The sequence below is a fragment of the Stenotrophomonas sp. K-6 genome, assembly GCF_056861555.1.
The window spans coordinates 193,912-213,332 of record NZ_JBSPUC010000006.1 but is presented as its reverse complement, the minus strand read 5'-3'; the positions used below and the strand labels follow the sequence as shown (position 1 = coordinate 213,332).

The 19,421-nt window shown below is 66.9% G+C and carries 13 protein-coding genes; 11 read left to right on the top strand and 2 right to left on the bottom strand.

Features of this window, described 5'->3' with window-relative positions:
- The first annotated feature begins 48 nt into the window (after positions 1-48).
- Positions 49-1,500 carry an amidohydrolase family protein gene (locus tag AC13F7_RS17805; RefSeq protein ID WP_483002520.1) on the top strand — a complete coding sequence of 484 codons (1,452 nt, stop codon included), beginning with the start codon at positions 49-51 and terminating at the stop codon, positions 1,498-1,500.
- Between the two features lie 46 nt (positions 1,501-1,546).
- Here the strand turns inward: AC13F7_RS17805 and AC13F7_RS17800 are convergent, their stop codons facing one another.
- Positions 1,547-2,155, bottom strand: coding sequence for an NAD(P)H-dependent oxidoreductase (locus tag AC13F7_RS17800; protein ID WP_483002519.1), 609 nt, complete (start codon positions 2,153-2,155; stop codon positions 1,547-1,549).
- Positions 2,156-2,276: 121 nt separating this feature from the next.
- Between AC13F7_RS17800 and AC13F7_RS17795 the strand changes: the two genes are divergently transcribed.
- The 7 genes from AC13F7_RS17795 to AC13F7_RS17765 all read left to right on the top strand — a co-directional run bounded on the left by AC13F7_RS17795 (position 2,277) and on the right by AC13F7_RS17765 (position 9,216).
- Positions 2,277-2,837: a TetR/AcrR family transcriptional regulator gene (locus AC13F7_RS17795; RefSeq protein WP_481467357.1), complete on the top strand. Its 561-nt coding sequence runs from the start codon at positions 2,277-2,279 to the stop codon at positions 2,835-2,837.
- A gap of 96 nt (positions 2,838-2,933) precedes the next feature.
- A complete protein-coding gene (locus AC13F7_RS17790; RefSeq protein WP_483002518.1) occupies positions 2,934-3,689 on the top strand; it encodes a hypothetical protein in 756 nt (251 codons plus the stop codon).
- A gap of 82 nt (positions 3,690-3,771) precedes the next feature.
- The gene (locus tag AC13F7_RS17785) at positions 3,772-4,779 is read left to right on the top strand and encodes an alpha/beta hydrolase (RefSeq protein ID WP_483002517.1); all 1,008 of its coding nucleotides are present in this window, start codon (positions 3,772-3,774) and stop codon (positions 4,777-4,779) included.
- Positions 4,780-4,901: 122 nt separating this feature from the next.
- Positions 4,902-6,284, top strand: coding sequence for a YncE family protein (locus tag AC13F7_RS17780; RefSeq protein WP_483002516.1), 1,383 nt, complete (start codon positions 4,902-4,904; stop codon positions 6,282-6,284).
- Between the two features lie 69 nt (positions 6,285-6,353).
- A complete protein-coding gene (locus AC13F7_RS17775) occupies positions 6,354-7,397 on the top strand; it encodes a heme/hemin ABC transporter substrate-binding protein (RefSeq protein ID WP_483002515.1) in 1,044 nt (347 codons plus the stop codon).
- Between the two features lie 20 nt (positions 7,398-7,417).
- The gene (locus AC13F7_RS17770) at positions 7,418-8,452 is read left to right on the top strand and encodes a FecCD family ABC transporter permease (RefSeq protein ID WP_483002514.1); all 1,035 of its coding nucleotides are present in this window, start codon (positions 7,418-7,420) and stop codon (positions 8,450-8,452) included.
- Positions 8,449-9,216 (top strand): heme ABC transporter ATP-binding protein, encoded by a 768-nt coding sequence (locus AC13F7_RS17765; protein ID WP_483002513.1) that lies wholly within the window; start codon positions 8,449-8,451, stop codon positions 9,214-9,216. The genes AC13F7_RS17770 and AC13F7_RS17765 overlap by 4 nt, the downstream gene beginning before the upstream one ends.
- A 30-nt stretch (positions 9,217-9,246) precedes the next feature.
- Here AC13F7_RS17765 and AC13F7_RS17760 read toward each other — a convergent pair whose 3' ends face one another.
- On the bottom strand, positions 9,247-11,445 hold the full coding sequence (locus AC13F7_RS17760) for a TonB-dependent siderophore receptor (protein ID WP_483002512.1): 2,199 nt from the start codon (positions 11,443-11,445) through the stop codon (positions 9,247-9,249).
- A 568-nt stretch (positions 11,446-12,013) separates the two neighbouring features.
- On the opposite strand from AC13F7_RS17760, the gene fusA reads away from it, so the two are divergent.
- The 3 genes from fusA to AC13F7_RS17745 all read left to right on the top strand — a co-directional run bounded on the left by fusA (position 12,014) and on the right by AC13F7_RS17745 (position 19,400).
- The gene (gene fusA / locus AC13F7_RS17755; RefSeq protein WP_483002511.1) at positions 12,014-14,056 is read left to right on the top strand and encodes an elongation factor G; all 2,043 of its coding nucleotides are present in this window, start codon (positions 12,014-12,016) and stop codon (positions 14,054-14,056) included.
- 165 nt (positions 14,057-14,221) lie between these two features.
- Positions 14,222-15,139 carry a M14 family metallopeptidase gene (locus tag AC13F7_RS17750; protein ID WP_483002510.1) on the top strand — a complete coding sequence of 306 codons (918 nt, stop codon included), beginning with the start codon at positions 14,222-14,224 and terminating at the stop codon, positions 15,137-15,139.
- 358 nt (positions 15,140-15,497) lie between these two features.
- Entirely contained in the window at positions 15,498-19,400 is a 3,903-nt protein-coding gene (locus tag AC13F7_RS17745) for an autotransporter outer membrane beta-barrel domain-containing protein (RefSeq protein WP_483002509.1), read from the top strand.
- Positions 19,401-19,421 lie beyond the last annotated feature (21 nt).

Sequence of the window (19,421 nt, the reverse complement as noted above, 5' to 3'; positions counted from 1 at the left end):
GGGCCTGACCGTAAGGTGGCCCGGTTCTCTTTTTCCGGTGCGCGCTCCATGTCCTTCCGTCTTGCGATCCCGGTGCTGCTTGCACTGGCCCCTTCCGCGTTCGCGGCCGAGCAGGCCGATCTGATGATCCGGCATGCCACCGTGGTCGACGTCGAGCGCGCCACGACGGTGGCCGACCAGACGGTCGTGGTGCGTGGCCAGGACATCGTTGCGGTCGGCAATGACCGGGCGATGCGCAAAGCGTGGCGAGCCACGCAGGACGTGGATGGCAAGGGGCGCTATCTGATCCCCGGGTTGTGGGACATGCATGTGCACTTCGGCGGCGGGCCGGCGCTCATCGAAGAGAACAAGGCGCTGCTGCCGCTGTACATCGCCCATGGCATCACCACCATCCGTGATGCGTCCGGTGATCTGCCCGAGCAGGTACTGCAGTGGCGCGGTGAGATCGCCGACGGTCGCCTGGCCGGCCCTCAGCTGTTCACCTCCGGGGCGAAGATCGAAGGCATCAAGCCGGTCTGGAAGGGCACCCTCGAAGTGGGTTCGCAGGCCGACCTGGATGCAGCGTTCGTGCGTCTCAAACGTGACCGCGTCGACTTCGTCAAAATCACCGACAGCACCCTGACCCCGGAGCTGTTCCTGGCTGCCGTGCGCGGGGCGCGCGCCAATGGGTTGCGTGCTTCCGGCCACATTCCGATGGCGTTGACCGTGCAGCAGGCCGTCGATGCCGGTATCAGCTCGATCGAGCACCTGGACTACGCCTACAAGGCCGGGGTCAAGGATGAGGCGGCCATCGCCGCGGACTTCGCGGCCAAGCGGATTGATCGTGCCCAGGCCAACGCACGGCTGGATGCCGGCTTTGATCGTGATACCGCCATGGCCGCTTACCGTGGTTTCGCCGCGAAGGGCGTGTTCGTAACGCCGACGCTCAATGGCGGCCGCATCCTGGATTTCCTGGACCAGGATGATCATCGCGATGATCCGTATCTGGCCTACATCGGCCCAAAGCTGCAGGCCACCTACGCCTGGCGTGTGGAGCGCGCGGCCAAGGCAACCCCGGCCCAGATCCAGGCCCGTCACCAGGAATACCACCAGGTCGCGGCAGTACTGCCGATGCTGCAGCAGGCCGGCGTCACGATCATGGCCGGCACCGATGCGGGCTTCCTCAACTCCTTCAACTATCCCGGTATCGGCCTGCATGAGGAACTGTCGCTGTTCGTCAAGGAAGGGTTGACGCCGGCGCAGGCCTTGTCGGCGGCCACCCGTGCAGGCCCGGCCTGGTTCGGCACGCTGGATCGCTACGGCGCGGTTGCGCCGGGCAAGGCGGCTGATCTGGTGCTGCTGGAGCGCAACCCCCTGGAGGACATCGAGGCAACGCGCGGCATCCAATACGTGGTCGTGCGTGGTCACGGGTATGACCGCAAGGCACTCGACGCACTTCTGGAGCAGACCAGGGCGAAGGTGGCGGAGTGGAAGGCCGAAGACGCGGCGCCCAAGCCGTGATGCATCAGGGCGGAGTGCATCGGTTTGGCCGCCGCATCGGATCGGCTCAGCCGGCTGCCTCGTCGGGCGGGGTGGCAATGCGTCGCCCCAGTGCATACGCCGTCGACAGATGGGCCGGTGCATCGCCCGAGTCCGTTTCCAGCAGCAGCGTGGACGAGCGTATCGGCGCGCCGCAGTAATCGAAGATGCCGGTCTCGATCTGGATCTTCATTGCGTCGGTGTAGCCGCGCTTGTGCCAGGTGCGTTCGTCGGCACCGCCGATGCCGACCAGGTGGATGGGCAGATGCCCCAGTTTCTTGAGCACGCCCTGGCCGCTGCTGTCGTCATAGGCCCAGCCATTGGAGAACACGCGATCGATCCAGCCCTTCATGAGGGCCGGCATGCTCCACCAGTAGACCGGAAACACCAGTACCAGTGCATCGGCGCGGTCCAGGCGGGCCTGTTCGGCCAGGACGTCAGCGGGGAAGGGCGCCTCGCGTTGATGGCCCTTCATGTCGTCCTGGTTGAAGCGGGGGTCGAAGCCCTCTGCACTCAGGTCGGCCAGTTCGGCCGTGGCACCGACGCCTGCCGAAGTGATGCCTTCTGCAATGCGGCGGGCGACGGCATGGGTCAGGGCGTCTGGATTGGGGTGGGAGGTAACAATCAGGGTGTGCATCGGCGTCCAGAGGTGGGGGAGGCTGTATACTTTCGGTAAGTTACTGACTGTAAGTTACGATTGGTATATAGCCATGTCAAGCCCTCGCGAGCCTGCTGCCCCCACCACGCCACGCCGCCGCATGTCCCGCGACGAGCGCCTGCGCCAATTGCTGGAGGAGGCCTGGCGGCTGATCCGGGAGGAGGGCACCGACGCACTGACGCTGGGGCGGCTGGCTGAGCAGGCCGGGGTCACCAAGCCGGTGGTGTATGACCATTTCGGGACGCGGGCGGGTCTGCTGGGCGCGCTGTATCGCGATTTCGATGCACGGCAGGGGGTGGTGATGGAGACGCTGTTTGCCAGTAGCGGCCCGACCCTCGCGGCGAAAGCGCAGGTCATCGCCGACGCCTATGTGGCCTGCGTGATGAAGCAGGGGCGCGAGATTCCCGGCGTGATTGCTGCGCTGGCCGGCTCGCCTGAACTGGCGCGGATCAAACGCGACTATGACGTCGTGTTTCTCGAGCAGTGTCGCGCGCTGCTGTCTCCGTTCGCGCCCGACGGCACGTTGGCCCAGGCCGGGCTGTGGGGCATGCTGGGTGCCGCCGAAGGTCTTTCGTCTGCGGCGACGACCGGCGACATCACACCGATGGAGGCCGAGCAGGAGCTGGCCGCGACGATCGAGGCGATGGTGATGCGTGGTTGAGCGTTGCAGTACGGCAGCGCGCTTGAGCGATGGCGCGGTGCGCTGGGCGGATGCGATCGGGCGCGTATGATGTCCCGCCCTTCTGGACTGGATGCCATGCGCGCTTTTCTCACTGTTGCTGCACTCACCGCCGCGATCACTGTGGCCGTGCCCGCCAGTGCTGCGACGCTGTCGTTGACTGAGCGCCTGAAGAGCGCATCAAGTGTCGAGGTGAGCCAGGTCCCGGCGAGCGGCGCGTCCTTGATCGGCCGGGTGCAGCAGTTCCGCAATGGCGACAGCCTGGTCCGCCTCGGCGAGGGTGGGGGTGAACCGCTGGTGCTGACGCTGTGCGATGGCAAGGCGCATATGAATCTCGACGCGCGCTGGCCGGGCGCGCCCGCGGCAAAGACGCAGGAAGAGAAGCAGATGCGTGCGTACGGCCTGTACATGGCGGTGATGGGCGGCATGGCGATGGCGCAGAGCATCGCGGGTGAGACGCTGGAGGTTCCCGCCGAAGGGCAGGCTGTCACGGTGCAGCGCGAGATGCCCTGGGCCTATGGCAAGGAGCAGTACGCAGTGACGGTGAGCAACAGGGCCGACGGCGAGCTGCGGATCAGGGTGGCCAAGACGGGAACCACTACCAGCACACCAGCGGCGGGGCCCGATGACGTCGTCAGCACCGACGGAGACAAGGCCGCGCGCCTGGCCGAACTTGAGCCGGTCGGCACCGCCCGTGAGCTGGTGATCTCCGCAGCGCCGATGGGAGCGTCCGTGCCGGACGACATGTCCTTGAAGGGTTGGATGTCGGTCAGCGGCAAAGGCGGTGCGACGGTGGGTGCGGCACGCAAGGCCTCGGGCGATTGCGCGCGCTGAACCGGGTGGCGCAACGTCAGTGATACCCATTCTCATTTGAGTTACACTGGCGCGATAGCACCGTCCCTCGCTCCGGGTAGTCATGAATGTTTCCTCGTCGCTGATCTCTTCCGTATCGCCGTGGTTGCGCACGCTGGGCGTGGCAACCGTGATCGGCATGGCGGCGCTGTCACCCGCCTCGGCGCAGCAGCGCAATCCCGAGCAGAAGGTGGGTGAGACGGTGCTGGATGAGCCGGCGCAGAGTTATCGTTTCGAACACTTCGTGCTCGACAGCCCCGACAAAGCCCGCCGCTGGCGGGTGAATGTCGGCGTGCCAACCAAGGCCTCGGCCACGCCGGCACCGGTGCTGTACATGCTGGATGGCAACGCCGCGGCGATGGTGCTCGACCAGACGATGCTTGCTGATCTGGCCGCGCACGCCGCGCCGGTGCTGGTGTTCATCGGTTACGACAACGACCTGCGCATCGATTCGCCGTCACGCACCCGCGATTACACCGCGTGGATCGACACCGCCGACGACGAGAACGGCACCTCGCAGTCCAGCGGCGGCGGTGCGTATGCGTTCTTGGATCTGATCGAACGCCGGATCAAGCCGGAAGTGCAGCGCCGCGCCAACGTCGATCTGCAGCAGCAGTCGCTCTGGGGCCATTCGCTCGGCGGCCTGTTCGTGGTCAGCACGCTGTATACGCGGCCGGCCGCGTTCCAGCATTACGTGTCGGCCAGCCCATCACTGTGGTGGAGCCAGGGCGCCCCGCTGGGCGACATGGAGCGACAGTTCATCGCCAACGCCCAAGGCCAGCCGGCACAGGTCACGGTGATGCTTGGCGGCGACGAGCGCACCGGCAACCGGGGTGTGCGCGACATGACCAATCCGCGTGTGGTCGCTCATCTGCGCCGTATTGGTGGCGCCACTCCCGATGCCGCGCAGCAGCTGGCCACGCGCCTGGCCAAGGTGCCGGGCCTGACTGTGCAGTACCGCGAATTCCCCGGCCTTGGCCATGGGCCGATGCTGCCGGCATCGCTCAAGGCCACGCTGAGCCAGTTGTATGGCATCGCCGATCGCAGCGGTACGCCCGCGCCGGCCCCCTGATTTTTTCGTTACCCAGGCAGTTCCGTGGCCGTGTGCCACCGCCGCAACGGACCGCGGCCACGCCAAGGCAAGCACTGTGACAACGCGCCAACCGGCGCGCCCCCAACAGAAGGAGTCTGCTGATGTACACCCTGAAAACCCTCCCGCGCGTCGCCACCCTGGCCCTTGCGCTGTCGCTGGCCAGCCCGACCGTGCTCGCCCAGCCGGTGTTCGATGCGCCGGCCAACGGCTTCCGCGGTGAAGTGGTCAGCCGCGGCCAGAACGTGGTGCCGGGCAGCGACGCCGAGGTGATCGGCCGCCAGTTCGTCCCGGGCCAGCAGGTGACTCTGCTGCGCGGTGAAACGGTGCTCAACGCCACCCCGTACGTGGTCGATGCCGAGGGCAACTTCAAGGGCAAGGTCGCGATTCCGGCCGATGCCGTGCCCGGCCAACAGCCGGTGATCGTGCGTGCCAGCCAGCCGTCCGCCGCCACCGTGCTGTCGCTGCGCGTTTCGCCGAACCTGCCGCTGAGCGGCCAGCAGAACTTCAACCAGACCTCGGCCAAACTGGTACAGGGCCTGTACCAGTCCGCGTACAGCGCGGCCAGCAACGCGGTGTTCGTCACCGCTGCCGTCGGTCGCCCGCCGGTCACCCAGTCGCAGCTGCTCAAGCTGGACCCGAAGACCCTCAAGGTCACCGCCAAGGTCACGCCGGCGGAAGTGCCGGGCGGCAAGGGCGGTGCAGTGTTCGCGGTCTATGGCGTGGGCGTGGATGATGCCAACGGCAACGTGTGGGTCACCAATACCCGCCAGGACACCGTGGCTGTGTATCGCCAGAAGGATCTGTCGCTGGTGCGCCAGTTCGATGTCGGCACTGTGCCGCATGCCCGCGACGTCGTGGTCGATGGCCGTCATGGCAAGGTATTCGCTTCGGCCGCCGGTGAGGATCATCTCTCGGTGTTCGATGCCCGCACCCTGCAGCCGCTGGAGCCGATCGCCCTGGCCTCGGGCGTGGACGACAAGAAGTTCGTCCCGATGAGCCTGGTGCTGGATGAAGCGGCCGGCAAGCTGTTCACCGTCAGCATCGGCACGCCCGAAGCGGCCGTGATCGACACCACCACCGGCAAGGTGGAGAAGGTCATCGATCTGGGCAACGCGATCAGCGCCTCCGGCGTGGCCTATGACGCTTCGGCAGGTCGCCTGTACGTGGCCTCGCAGGGCACTGACAACCTGCTGATCGTCGATGTCGCCAGCGGCAAGGTGCTGCACGACGTGCCGGTCGGCGCCGGTGCGCTGAACGTCGCTTTCGAGCCGGTGTCCAAGCTGGCCTATGTGACCAACCGCGGTGCCGGCACGGTGACCGTGGTCGATGGCAACGGCAAGGTGGTGGGCAACCTGGATGGCGGCACCTTCCCGAACCATGTGCGTGAAGATGGCAAGGGCAACGTGTTTGCCGTCAACAAGTCGCGTGATGCCCAGGATCCGAAGGGCGACCGCATCACCCGCATCAGCACCCGCGCGAACTGAGTCCTGCGCAGTGCGTTGCACTGGCGGCGGGGCGAACAGCCCCGCCGTTCTGATTGAAAAGGAACTGCCATGAAGTCGATTGTTGTCCGCCGCAGCCTGCTGGCGCTGTCCCTGGTTGCCGTGATCGCCGGGTGCTCGAAGGAACCTGCCGCACCGGCTGCCGACACCGCTGCGGCACCTGCGGCACCTGCCGCGCAGGGCGCTGAAGCGTTGCCGGACGGCTGGCAGCGGTTGGCGGGCGTGGACGTGCCGGATATCGACGGCGCCACCCAGCAGTTGCCGGCACAGGTCACCTCCGATGATGGTGTGGCCACGACGGTGACCGATACCTCCAAGATCATTGCTGGTGGCGATGACATCATCGCCGTGCTCGAAGCGCTTGGTCTGGACGACCAGGTCTACGCCGCGCCGCTGCGCTCGGCCACCGCGTCCGGCCGCAAGGCCCCCAAACAATTTCTGTTCAACCGCACCACCGGCGTGGAAGGCGTGTTGAGCCTGCAGGGCACCCTGTTCCTGGGCAACAGCCTGCGCCGCCATTCCGATCTCGCCGCCAAGCTGCGCGGCGCAGGCGAGGCGGCGGTGATCGTCGACGATCTGCAGCCGGCCGCGGACAAGGTGCGCAAGGTCGCCGCCGCCGTCGGCATGGCCGAGCAGGGTGAAGCATTGGCCACGAAAGTGCAGTCGCAGCTGGATGCGGCCAAGGCCAGTGGTGCCGCATTGGCATGGCACCCGCGTGTGATCCATGTTTCCGCGACCGGTGCCGGCGGCGCGCCGACGGTGGCCGGTTCGGACAGTGCGTCGGGCAAGCTGATCACGCTCGCCGGCGGCATCAACATCGGCGACGAAGCCGGTGTGGCCAACTACTCGGCCCTCAGCAATGAAGGCGTGGTGGCCGCTGCGCCCGACGTGATCCTCGTGACCGAGAACGATCTGGCCCTGTTTGGTGGCCAAGCCGGGCTGTGGCGCGCCTATCCGACGCTTCGGCAGACGCCGGCCGGTGCGGCCAACCGCGTGTGGGTGATGCCGGATGTGGAGTTGAAGTCCGCCAGCGTTGCCTCGGGCAGTGGTGCGGTGGCACTGGCTGCTGCTTTCGCAACGGTGCCGCGCCCGTGAGGGCGTGAGGCATGGCGGTGTTGAGTCCTGTGCGTCGCCGTGGCGCGACTGTGTTGATCTGGGCCGCGGTGGGGCTGCTGATCGCGGTCATTGCCTCGTTTGCGGTGGGCCCGTTGCGCCTGCCACCGATGGAAGTGCTGCAGGCGATCGGCGTGAAACTGGGGTTGGTCGATCCGGCCAGCGTCAGTACCCGCGATCTGGCCGTGGTATGGCAGCTGCGCATTCCGCGTGCCTTGCTGGGCGCGATGGTGGGGGCCGCACTGGCGATGGCCGGCGCGAGCCTGCAGGGGTTGTTCGGCAATCCCTTGGCCGACCCCGGCATTGTCGGCGTGACCCAGGGCGCTGCGTTGGGCGCGGTCTCGGCGATCGTGCTGGGTGCCGGCGCCTTCGGTGCATGGACGCTGCCGCTGGCGGCGTTCGCCGGTGCCGGTGGCGCGATCACCTTGACGTACCTGCTGGCGCGACCGGGGCAGGGCACCGGCACGGCGACATTGCTGCTGGTCGGCATTGCGATCGCGGCGTTCTGCTCGGCGATGATCGGGTTCCTGACCTACGTCGCCAGCGAGAGTGAGCTGCAATCGCTGGTGTTCTGGCAGATGGGTTCGTTGGCCCAGGCCGACTGGATGGACGTGATCGCGGTGGCGCCGGTGTTCGTGCTCGGCACGATCGCGTTGCTGCGTCTGGCTACGCCCTTGGACATGCTCGCGCTGGGTGAGCGTCAGGCCCAGCACCTGGGACTGGATGTGAAGCGCACGCGGCTCAAGTTGATTGCTTTCAGTGCGTTGCTGGTCGGTGCCGCCGTCGCCTTTGCCGGCTCGATCGGTTTCGTGGGTCTGGTTGTGCCGCACGTCGTGCGTCTGCTGGTCGGCCCCGGCCATCGCTGGCTGCTGCCGGTCTCAGCCGTCGCCGGTGCGCTGCTGATCGTGGTCGCCGACACCGCCGCACGCACGCTGGATCCGCCGTCGGAGATTCCGCTGGGCCTGTTCTCGGCCGCGCTGGGTGCGCCGTTCTTCCTGTGGCTGGTGATGCGTCAGCGCCACCGGAGCGGCGCATGAGCGCGCTGCTGCAATTGCAGTCGGTGCAGTTGAGCCGCGGCGCGCGGCGCATTCTGGATGACATTACGCTGGATTTCGTGCCCGGCACGGTGACGGCGCTGGTTGGGCCGAACGGCGCGGGCAAGTCAACGTTGCTGGCGGTGGCCGCAGGCGATCTGGAGGCGGAGCAGGGCAAGGTGCTGCTGCGTGGTCAGGCGCTGGCGGACTGGAAAGCCAAGCCGCTGGCACGCGAGCGCGCGGTCATGCCGCAGGAGCACGCGGTGCGGTTCGCCTTCCGTGTGCATGAAGTGGTGGCGATGGGGCGGCTGCCGCATCCGCCGGATCCGGTCAAAGATGCCGCCTGCATTGCCGATGCACTGGCACGAGCGGACCTGCATGCGTTGATCGAGCGGGAAGTGGAACATCTGTCCGGTGGCGAGGCGGCGCGGACGACCTTCGCCCGCGTGCTGACCCAGGATACGCCGTTGTTGTTGCTGGATGAGCCGACGGCCGCCCTGGATCTGCGGCATCAGGAGCGTACGCTGCGTGCGGTACGCGACCTGGCCGATGCCGGTGCCTGTGTGATCGTGGTATTGCATGATCTGAATCTGGCCGCTGCGTATGCGGACCGGATCGTGTTGCTGGAGCAGGGCCGCGTGGCGGCCGATGGCACGCCCACCGAGGTCCTGACGGTGGAACACATCGAACGGGTGTACCAGCAGCCGGTGCTGGTGCTGCGGCATCCGCAGCGCGATGTCCCGTTGGTGGTGGTCACCGACGCCTAGCGCCGGGAGTTACCCCGGCGCCGCCACCAGTTACCAGCCGAACCGCGCCGTCGCCATCACGGTGCGGCCACTGCCGTAATAGCACGACGACACGCCGGTGCAGGTCGATACGAAACGCTTGTCGGCCAGGTTGCTGGCGTTGAGTGCCAGCTGCACCTGGGTGCCGCCGATCTGACCCACGTCATAGCGGATCGCCGCATCGAACAGTGTGTAGGACGGAATCCGGTACAGGTTGGCGCTGTCGCCGTAGCTGACACCGTTGTAGCGCGCGCCCGCAGCCAGGCTCAGGCCCTGCAGTGCGCCGGCCTGGAAGGTGTAGTCCGCCCAGAACGAGGCGCTGTAGTCGGGCACCATCGCCAGTTCCTTGCCTTTGTAGGGTGCCGAACGGGTCATCTCCGAGTCCATCCGTGATGCCGCGCCGATCAGGCTGAAGCCCTCGATCGGGGTGATCCGGCCTTCCAGTTCGATGCCGCGCACGCGACCTTCGTCGCCCTGGATCGAGCAGGTCGCGGTGCCGGTCGCGCCGCAGTTGCGGTGCGAGGCTACTGGATCATCCACGATCATGTTCTGCTGGCGCAGGTCGTACACCGACAGTGTCACCAGGCCGTCCACCGAGGCGGGCTGATACTTCAGACCGGCTTCCCACTGCGAGCCGGTCACCGGTTCGAACGCGGTCTGGGTGAAGCTGTCCAACGGCGATTTGGTCGAGGGCTGGAACGATTCGGCGTAGCTCACATACGGGGTCAGCCCGTTCTCGAACACATACAGCACGCCGGCGCGGCCGGTGAAGGCCTCGCTCTTGATCACATTGCGTCCGCCCGGCGTGGAGATGCCGGTAGCGATGTTGCGGTTGGCGCTGCTGCTGTCATCCTTGGTCCAGTCGTAGCGACCGCCGAACGTCATCCGCCAGTTGCCGAGCGCCAACTGATCCTGCAGGTACACGCCGCTCTGCCGGTTGATGCCGGCGGTCGGGGTTTCCGTGCTCACCGTCGGGCGGTAGGTCGAATAGACCGGATTGAAGATGTCGATCGGGCGCGGGCTGCTCATGGCGCTGCGCACACCTTCCCAATCCGCACGCTGCCAGTCCCAGCCGAGCAGCACGGTGTGATCCACCGCGCCGGTGCTGAAACGCGCCTGCAGGCGCGTATCGAAGGTGTCGCCATCGGAGTCGCCAGTGCCCATCACGCCGCGACGGTTCTGGGTGCGGCCATCGGCATTGAGTGCGCCAAAGGTGACCACGCTGCGGAACAGCGAATCGACATGCGTGCGGCGCGCGCTCTGGGTCAGCGTGAGGTGGTCGTTGAACTGATGCTCGAACATCCAGCCGGCGGTCCACAGCGTACGGTCGAAGGTGTTCCAGTCCGGCTCGCCGATGAAGGTACTGTTCTTCATGTAGCCCGACGCCGTCGGATTGAGCGTGCCGGCGGCCGGCAGGAACTGGTAGGTCGAGCCGCCATCGTCCTTCTGGTACATGCCCAGCAGGGTCAGGCGGGTGCGCTCGGCGAGCTGCCAGGTGTAGCTGGGCGCGAGGAACCAGTGTTCCTGCTCGGTGCGCTTGATCTGGGTCTGGCCGTCGCGATAAAGGCCGACCAGGCGGAACAGGTGATCATCAGCGGCCGTGCCGGCGCCCACGTCAAAGGCAGCGCTGTACTGGCCATTGGCATCCACGCCCAGGCGCAGCTGCTGCACCTGATCGGGCGTCGGCGTCTTGCTGACCTGGTTGACCATCCCGCCCGGGGCCACCTGGCCGTACATCACGGCAGACGGACCCTTGAGCACTTCCACGCGCTCCAGGTTCCAGCTGTCGAACATGCTGCGGTTCCACTGGCTGCCCTGCGGCGCGCGCATGCCATCCAGGGTGACGTTGTTGGACCAGCTGCCGGCATCGAAGCCGCGGATGCGGAAGTCGTCCACGCGGTTGTCGATGCCCGAGCTTTCCAGGCTGACACCGGCGACGTAGCGCATCGCATCGTTGAGCGACTGCACGCCACGGGCATCCAGTTCGGCGCGCTCGATCACGGAGACCGACTGCGAGGTTTCGGCCAGTGCGGTGCTGGTCTTGGTGGCGCCGCTGGTGCTGTTGGCAGCGCGGTAGGCGTTGACGCGCACCGCATCCAGATCGGTGGCGGTCTGGGCATGGGCGGTGGGCACAAACGCGGCGGCAAGGCAGGCCAGGGCCAGCAGGTTGGGGCGCAACCGGCGCGGGTTCGGGGAGAAAGAGGAGGTCATGGGCAACAGCTCGGCAACGCGGAAGGAGGGACGCGAGCGCGGCTCGTTGCTTTGAAGGGCGGAGCCTGGCGCGCGGGCGTCGCCGCTGGCGACGCATCGGCCACCATTTTAAGGATTACCGCCTTATACGCAATTGCGACCCATTCGCATGTTCGGGCTGCTTTAGGTATCCGCGTGCCAATAATGAGCGTTATTTGCGTTCATGATGCTCATTGTTGCGCGAGTGTTGTCAATAAGGGCTTGTAGCCGGCCACGGGAGGTCTACAATGCCGGCTACACCCCAGGTGACCCTCATGACTTCGATGCCGCTTCTGACGTTTTTTACCCTGACCCGCGTTTACGCGGCACGGGCGCGTCTGCCAATCGGAGTGCGAGGCTGCTGACCGGAACACCGGTCACCCTGGACCCCACGCAGAGCGCCCACCGGGCGCTCTTTTCGTTTCCACGCACCAGAACTGTCTGAAGGAGAACGTGCCATGCACCAGATCGCCGAGCCCCAAACCTGGCCGCACGCCCGTTAGCCAACGGCGGCGTGCGGCTCCCCGATGTTGGCAGTGAGACCTATCCCATGAACACCCATACCCAGACCCTTACCCTCCGGCGCAACCTCGGCATCATTGCCCACATCGACGCCGGCAAGACCACGCTCACCGAGCGCCTGTTGTGGAAAACCGGCGAGATCCATCGCGTTGGTGAAGTCCACGACGGTGCGGCGACCACCGATTTCTCGGCGATCGAGCGCGAGCGCGGCATCACCATCGGCGCGGCCGCCGTGCAGGCGCATTGGGCACCGCGCGACCAGCCGGTCCATCACCTGACCCTGATCGATACCCCCGGCCACATCGATTTCGCGATCGAAGTGGAGCGGTCCCTGCGCGTGCTGGATGGCGCGGTCGCAGTGTTCTCCGCAGTGGATGGCGTGCAGCCCCAGTCCGAATCGGTCTGGCGCCAGGCGCGTCGCCACGGGGTGCCGCTGATCGCCTTCGCCAACAAGATGGATCGCACCGGTGCGTCCTTCGAACGCGTGCTGACCCAGCTCCGCGAGAAGCTGCGTGCCACGCCATGGGCGCTCGGCGTGCCGCTCGGGACCGAAAGCCAGTTCAACGGCTGGGTGGACCTGGTCGACTGCAGTACTGTGCATTGGGATGACAAGGGCACTGCCTTGCGGCATGCCTGGACGACCGATGAGGCTGCCCAGTGGCTACCGCAGCGCGAGGCGCTGATCGAAGCCGTGGCCGACGCTGACGACGTGCTGGCACAGGCGTGGCTGGAAGGCGCGGTGATCGACAACGCACAGCTGCGCGCGGCGATCCGTCGCGGCACCCTGGCCGGTGCCGGCGTACCGGTGTTGGCCGGCTCGGCGTTCAAGAGTAAGGGTGTGGAGACGCTGCTGGACGCGGTGGTCGACTATCTGCCCTCGCCACTGGATCGGCCGGCGGTGATCGCCACCGAGAACGGTAACGACGTGCTGCTGCCACCGGACCCGGAGGGCCCGCTTGCGGCGCTGCTGTTCAAGATCACGCACCAGAACCACGGTGCGCTGAGCTTCGTGCGGGTGTATTCGGGCACGCTGAAGGTGGGCGACGCGCTGGCCAGTTCGCAGCATCCGCAGGGGCGGCGCGTCAGCCGCCTGGTGCGGGTGCAGGCCGACCAGACCCACGACATCAAGCAGGCCGTAGCCGGTGACATCGTCGCGGTGCTGGACTGGAAGGATGCGGTCAGCGGTGAAACGCTGAGTGCGCCATCGCGCCCGCTGCTGCTCGATGCGATCCAGGCGCAGCATGCGGTGCTGGCATGGCGGCTGACGGCGGAAAAGGCCTCGGACCTGATCCGCATCAGCCAAGGGTTGGCCAGCCTGGCGCAGGAGGATCCGTCGTTCCGTGTCGAGACCGATGCGGACAGCGGTGAAACCCTGATCTGGGGCATGGGCGAGCTGCATCTGGAGGTGATGGTCGAGCGTCTGCGCACGGAGTGGGGCGTCAACGTCCGCACCGGCGAGCCACGCGTGGCCTATCAGGAAACGCCGAAGCGAGCGGTGCAGCGGGTGGAGGGCAAGGTCGCCAAGCAGACCGGCGGCCAAGGCCAGTTCGCCCAGGTGCTGATCGATGTGGCGCCGCGCGAGGATGGCGAGGTGATCTTCGTCGACCGCACTGTGGGCGGCGCGATCCCGCGCGGCTTCGTCAACGCAGTGGAGAAGGGCGTTCGGGCGGCACTGGGCGAAGGCCCGCTGGGCCATCCGGTGGTCGGTATCGAGGTGACGCTGGTCGATGGCCAGACCCACGTCAAGGATTCCTCGGACATGGCCTTCCATCGCGCCGGCAGCGAGGCGGTGAAAGCGGCGCTGGCCGAGGCGGGCACGCAGCTGCTGGAGCCGGTGATGGAGATCGCCATCCACGCGCCGTCAGGCAATGTCGGCGATGTGGTGGGCGATCTCAACCGCCGCAGCGGACGGGTGGCCTCGATCGAGGACCAGGATGGCCAGGCGGAAGTGCTTGGCTATGCACCGCTGGCGCGACTGGGGGGCTACACCACCTCGCTGCGTTCGCTGACCCAGGGGCGCGCGTCCAGCGACATGCGCTTGAACGGGTATGAGGCGGCGCACGCAGCCTGATTGTCGATGTGGCAAGAGAAGAGGGCCGGGCAACCGGCTCTCTTTTTTCGTGTCAGCGTTGGCAGTCCGCACAGTCCCGGATGCCCGGCCACAGCTAGAATGTCTTCCGTAACGTCGCACGCAGCCAACGGCTGCAGCGACCGGATTTCTCTTTGGAGTACGGCCATGAGCAACACGCATTTCTACCCGATCGGCACCCCCGGCCAGCCCTGGGGCGACGCCGAGCGGGCGCAGTGGCGTGCCGCCCAGCAGCGCCAGCGCAGCTACCACGACGATGTGGTGGTCGCCCTCGAGGCCCTGGAAGAGCGCTTCGAGGTAGTCCAGTACGGACAGCTGGACTACGCACCGGATCACTACCCGCTGTTTGCGGTGGTCAACCGTGAGTGGGACGCCTCCTTGCCGACGGCGCTGGTCACCGGCGGTGTGCACGGCTACGAAACCAGTGGCGTGCATGGCGCCCTCCAGTTTCTGGACGAGCGGGCGGATGCCTACGCGGGCCGCATCAACCTCATCGTGGCACCCTGCGTCAGCCCGTGGGGCTATGAGCGCATCCAGCGCTGGAACCCGGACGCGATCGATCCCAACCGCAGCTTCCGTGGCGATGGCCTGATCAAGGAGGCGGCCGCGCTGATGCGCTGGATGGCGGCACGGGGCGACACGCTGCTCGTCCACATGGACCTGCACGAAACCACCGACAGCGATCTGCAGGAATTCGATCCGGCGCGCTGCGCGCGTGACGGGATCACGCTGGAGCCGGACATCATTCCCGATGGCTTCTACGTGATCGGCAACAGCGAAGATCCGCAGCCGGCCTTCCAGCAGGCGTTGATCGCCGCAGTGGAGAAGGTCACCCACATTGCCCCGGCCGATGCGAAGGGCGAGTTGATCGGCATGCCGTTGCAGTCGCCGGGGGTGGTCTGGGGCGAGTCGCGCTCGATCGGCGCGTGTGCCGGTTTCACCGATGCCCGCTACGCCACGACCACCGAGGTCTATCCGGACAGCCCGCGCACGTCGCCGGCCGAGTGCAATGCCGCGCAGGTAGCGGCCATCTGCGCGGCGCTGGATTACGCGCTCGCACACTGAGTGCCGCGTCATCGGGGCGCGCTGCAATGGCGCGCTTCGGCTTCAAGAGCGGCCCCATCGCCGCTCAACAGCGCCCGAAGGACAGGCCGTCAGGCGCAAGTTCAGGGCCAGCTCAGCTGTCGAATCTGATCGAATCCCTTGCGCCGCAATGTGTTTGGCGACATTGCGGCGCCTTGGCGCGGCTCATCGATCGGCTCTGCCAATGAATTACAACTAATTGCATGGGCTGCCCTGCAGCCCATTGGTACGTTGGCGCCCGCTGTCGCATCAGGCCACTCGTTCCGGTGATTCCCGTCACGGTTTGAAGGATCCAGAAGCGACAGTCCGTATTGGACGGGACGACTGACGAGGAACACGAGTGAACAACATCTACCGCATTGTCTGGAGCGCGGCCACCGGCCGTTGGGTCGTGGCCTCTGAACTGGCCACCCGCAGCCCGCGGCAAGCCGGTCGCCGTCGGCTGGGACACCGGCCCTTGGTGCTGGCGTTGGGCATGAGCCTGCTGGGCGTCGCCACCGCGCACGCGGAATCGCTCGATTTTCCCGCCAGTGCAACCGTGGATATCGGCAGCGGGACGCGCCATATCGACGGTCTCACCGTAGCCAATGGCGCCAGCGGCAGCATCGTCGGTGCGGGTGGCACCCTGGTGCATGACGGGGCTGACTTCCGCGTGGGTGGTACGGCGCGCAGCACCGAGCAGAATCTGGACATGGGCGGGCTCTCGAATTTCGTGTTCGATGGCGCGGGCAATGTGTTCAGCGTCAGTGGCCGCGCCACCGGGGGTGCGGCCAACACCACCGGCATCAGCAACGCATTGGTAAACCTGGCCGGCGGCACCAACGTGATCACCGCCGCTTCGTTCGGCGTGGCCGACGTCAGCCGCTCCGTGCAGGGGCCGGCGACCAACCAGGCGACGCTGCGGCTGGGTCAGGACAACATCGTCAATGCCGATGTCGTCACCATCGGCACCAACCAGACCAATGGCATCCTCAACTTCCAGGACGGCGTCAGCAACGGCACGCTTCGCCTGCGTGGCACCGATGGCAGCACGGCCGTCAGCAGCTGGGACATCGCGGCAGGCTCCAACAGCAACTACAGCGGTACCGTGGGGACGGTGGATCTGAGCGCAGGCACGCTCGATGCGAAGGTCGATGCGTTGACCATCGCCACGTCCCGCTATGGGACGCAGCCTGCGGTGGGTACGTTGACCATGGGTGCCGGTTTGCTTGACGCCAATACCATCCTGCTTGGCCAGCGCAGCAGTACCATCGGTGGGGGAGGCACGACGGCACGATTGATCGTCGGCGCCGGTGGGGTGGTGCAGGCTGGCGCGGTGACGCTGGGTGACCGTACCGGCACCACGGGCACGGTGAACGCGTCGGTCAATCTCACGGGCGGTGCGCTTCGCGCCGACAGCGTGCTGGCCGGCGCGGGCGCCGCCACGCGTGCGATCAACTTCGATGACGGCGTGCTGGGCAACCGCGCCGAGGGCCGCGACAGCCAGATCAATGTGCCGATTGTGCTGGCTTCCACCGGGACCCACACCTTCCAGGTGGAGGGTGCAGGTGCACTGATGACCGTCAGCGGGCTGGTCAGCGGGGCCAATGGCACCCTGCGCAAGGCAGGCGATGGTGTGCTTGCGCTGACCGGCACGAACACGTACACCGGTAGCACCACCGTCAATGAAGGCCTGATCCGCTTCCAGAGCGCGGCCAACCTTGGCAGCGGCCAGATCGTGCTCGATGGAGGTGGTCTGCAGTGGGCAAGCGGAACGACCACGGACATCTCCGCGCGGCTGGCGGCGCTCGGCCGCGGGGGTGCTGTGTTGGATGTGCAGGACAATGACGTGACGCTTGCCAGCGCGATGTCCGGTGCCGACGGCGCGCTGATCAAGCGCGGCGACGGCGTGCTGACACTGGCCGCAGATAACACGTATACCGGCGTCACGCGCATCGAACAGGGCGAGCTGGTGCTGGGCACCGGCGGTAACGCGGGTTCGATCGCAGGCGATGTGGCCAATGATGCGCGCCTGACCGTCAATCGCAGTGATACCGCCACGCTGGCGGGCGCGATGCGCGGTAGTGGCGAGCTGGTGCAGGCCGGCAGCGGCACCCTGGTGCTGACGGGGATGGCCACCCATACCGGCGGCACCGTCGTCAGCGCGGGCGTGCTGCAACTCGGCGACGGCGGAAGCACCGGCAATCTGCTTGGCGACGTCAGGCTCGGCGCAGGCACCGCGTTGCGGATCCAGCGCGACGATGCGCTGTTGCTGGAGGCCAACGTGACCGGCGAGGGCGCACTCGTGCAGGCCGGTGCCGGGACCACGGTGGTCGCCGGCGATCTGCAGCATGGCGGTGGTACGCGCATTGAGCACGGTGCGCTGCGCCTGGGTAACGGTGGCATTACCGGCAGCGTGCAGGGCGACATCCACAATGACGGCATGCTGGAATTCAACCGTGCCGATGATCGGGTGTTGACCAATGCCGTGCAGGGAACCGGCGGACTGGTCCAGATGGGGCAGGGTACCCTGCGCATCGCCGATGACCAGGCCTACACCGGCGATACCCGCGTGCTTGCCGGCCGCCTGCAGGTGGACGGCAGCATCCAGTCCAATACCTGGGTAGCGGCTGCCGGCACGCTGGGCGGCGGCGGTGCGATCCATGGCGATGTGAACAATGCCGGTGTGATCGTGCCGGGCAGCGGCAGCGACTACGGCATCCTGACTGTGCATGGCGACTATGTGGGCAATGGTGGCGCGCTGGTGCTCTACACCTATCTGGATACCGACGGTTCACCGTCGAGCCAGTTGGTGATCGATGGCGGCCGCGCCAGCGGAACGACGCAGGTGCGGGTCAACAACGCACGCGGCAGTGAAGGTCACACCACCGGCGATGGCATCCTGGTGATCGCCACGGAGAATGGTGGCACCACCGACCGTGATGCCTTCCGCCTGGGCTACCCGGCACGCAGTGGTGCGCTGGGCTATGAACTGTTCCGCGGTGACCTGCAGGGCCACTTCACCGACAACTGGTACCTGCGCAATTCGTTCGTGGTGCCGCTGCCGATGCCCGAGCCGACCGCACCGGTCGATCCGGTAGATCCGGTGCATCCGACGGACCCGACAAGCCCGATCGTCCCCGTCGATCCAGTCATGCCAATCGATCCCGTCGTGCCCGGACCAAGCGGTCCCGATCCGGTCGACAACGGCGACCCTGTGCCGGTGCTGCCGGTCGACCCGATCGATGTGACCCAGCCGCTGCCGCCCGGTACCTATCCGATCATCGGGCCGGAACTGGCGACCTATGGCACGGTGCAGCCAATCGCGCGTGAGCTGGGCCTTCTCAACCTGGGCACGATGCGCGAACGCGGCCCTGCAGACGTTCCTGCTGGCGCTTCCGAGGGCAGGGCCGCCTGGGCGCGCGTCACCAACCGCCATGTCGACAACGCCTACCGGGCCTTCGCGGCACCGCAGGCCCGCGGCGATCTGTCCGGCCTCCAGGTGGGTACCGATCTGTGGCAGCACGCCCGCAATGACGGTCAGCGCAGCCGTGTGTCGGGATATCTGGCGCACAGCCGGAGCAGCGTGCGGGTCGATGGCGTGTTCACCAATGACGACGCCACCGGCTATGTGCGTGGGCCCACCGGTTCGCTGGACCTGCGCGCCACCAGCGCTGGCCTGGGCTGGACGCTGCAAGGGCAGGGCGGCGGCTATCTGGACGCGGTGGTGCAGGGCACCCGCTACAGTGGTTCGGCACATACCGGTGCGATGCGACTGCCGATCCGCGGCGAGGGTCACGCCCTGTCGGTGGAAGTGGGCCAGTCGTTCGCGATGCCGCTGACGCACGGCAGCTTCGTGCTGGAGCCCCAGCTGCAGGCGATCTGGCAGCAGGTGGACATCAAGCACACCGCCGATGCCGCCGGCACCGTGGATCTGGGCACCACGCGGGGTATCACCGGGCGCATGGGTGTGCGCGGTGCCTGGGTGCTGGATGCAGCCTCCGGCACGCGCTGGAGCCCCTATGTGGGTGTGAACTACTGGCACGATCCGCGTGCCAGCAGCCAGGTCACATACGCAGGCCGCGACCAGGTGCCGCTGGAATCGGGCGGTGGCCGCGTCGAGATGACGCTGGGCATGGAGGTGCAACTGCGTGGCGGCTGGGGCCTGTTCGGCTCGGGCGGCTACCAGCGCTCCACGGGTGCGGGCGATGACCAGCAGCGTGACAGCGTGAATGCGAGCGTGGGCATGCAGTACCGCTGGTAACGTCCAGCACGCCGCACGCTG

What these genes read in the sequence shown, in the direction of transcription:
- AC13F7_RS17800 (WP_483002519.1), bottom strand. Translation starts at nt 2,155, where the DNA reads ATGCACACCCTGATTGTTACCTCCCACCCCAATCCAGACGCCCTGACC.
- AC13F7_RS17790 (WP_483002518.1), top strand. Translation starts at nt 2,934, where the DNA reads ATGCGCGCTTTTCTCACTGTTGCTGCACTCACCGCCGCGATCACTGTG.
- AC13F7_RS17805 (WP_483002520.1), top strand. Translation starts at nt 49, where the DNA reads ATGTCCTTCCGTCTTGCGATCCCGGTGCTGCTTGCACTGGCCCCTTCC.
- AC13F7_RS17795 (WP_481467357.1), top strand. Translation starts at nt 2,277, where the DNA reads ATGTCCCGCGACGAGCGCCTGCGCCAATTGCTGGAGGAGGCCTGGCGG.
- AC13F7_RS17765 (WP_483002513.1), top strand. Translation starts at nt 8,449, where the DNA reads ATGAGCGCGCTGCTGCAATTGCAGTCGGTGCAGTTGAGCCGCGGCGCG.
- fusA (WP_483002511.1), top strand. Translation starts at nt 12,014, where the DNA reads ATGAACACCCATACCCAGACCCTTACCCTCCGGCGCAACCTCGGCATC.
- AC13F7_RS17780 (WP_483002516.1), top strand. Translation starts at nt 4,902, where the DNA reads ATGTACACCCTGAAAACCCTCCCGCGCGTCGCCACCCTGGCCCTTGCG.
- AC13F7_RS17760 (WP_483002512.1), bottom strand. Translation starts at nt 11,445, where the DNA reads ATGACCTCCTCTTTCTCCCCGAACCCGCGCCGGTTGCGCCCCAACCTG.
- AC13F7_RS17750 (WP_483002510.1), top strand. Translation starts at nt 14,222, where the DNA reads ATGAGCAACACGCATTTCTACCCGATCGGCACCCCCGGCCAGCCCTGG.
- AC13F7_RS17775 (WP_483002515.1), top strand. Translation starts at nt 6,354, where the DNA reads ATGAAGTCGATTGTTGTCCGCCGCAGCCTGCTGGCGCTGTCCCTGGTT.
- AC13F7_RS17785 (WP_483002517.1), top strand. Translation starts at nt 3,772, where the DNA reads ATGAATGTTTCCTCGTCGCTGATCTCTTCCGTATCGCCGTGGTTGCGC.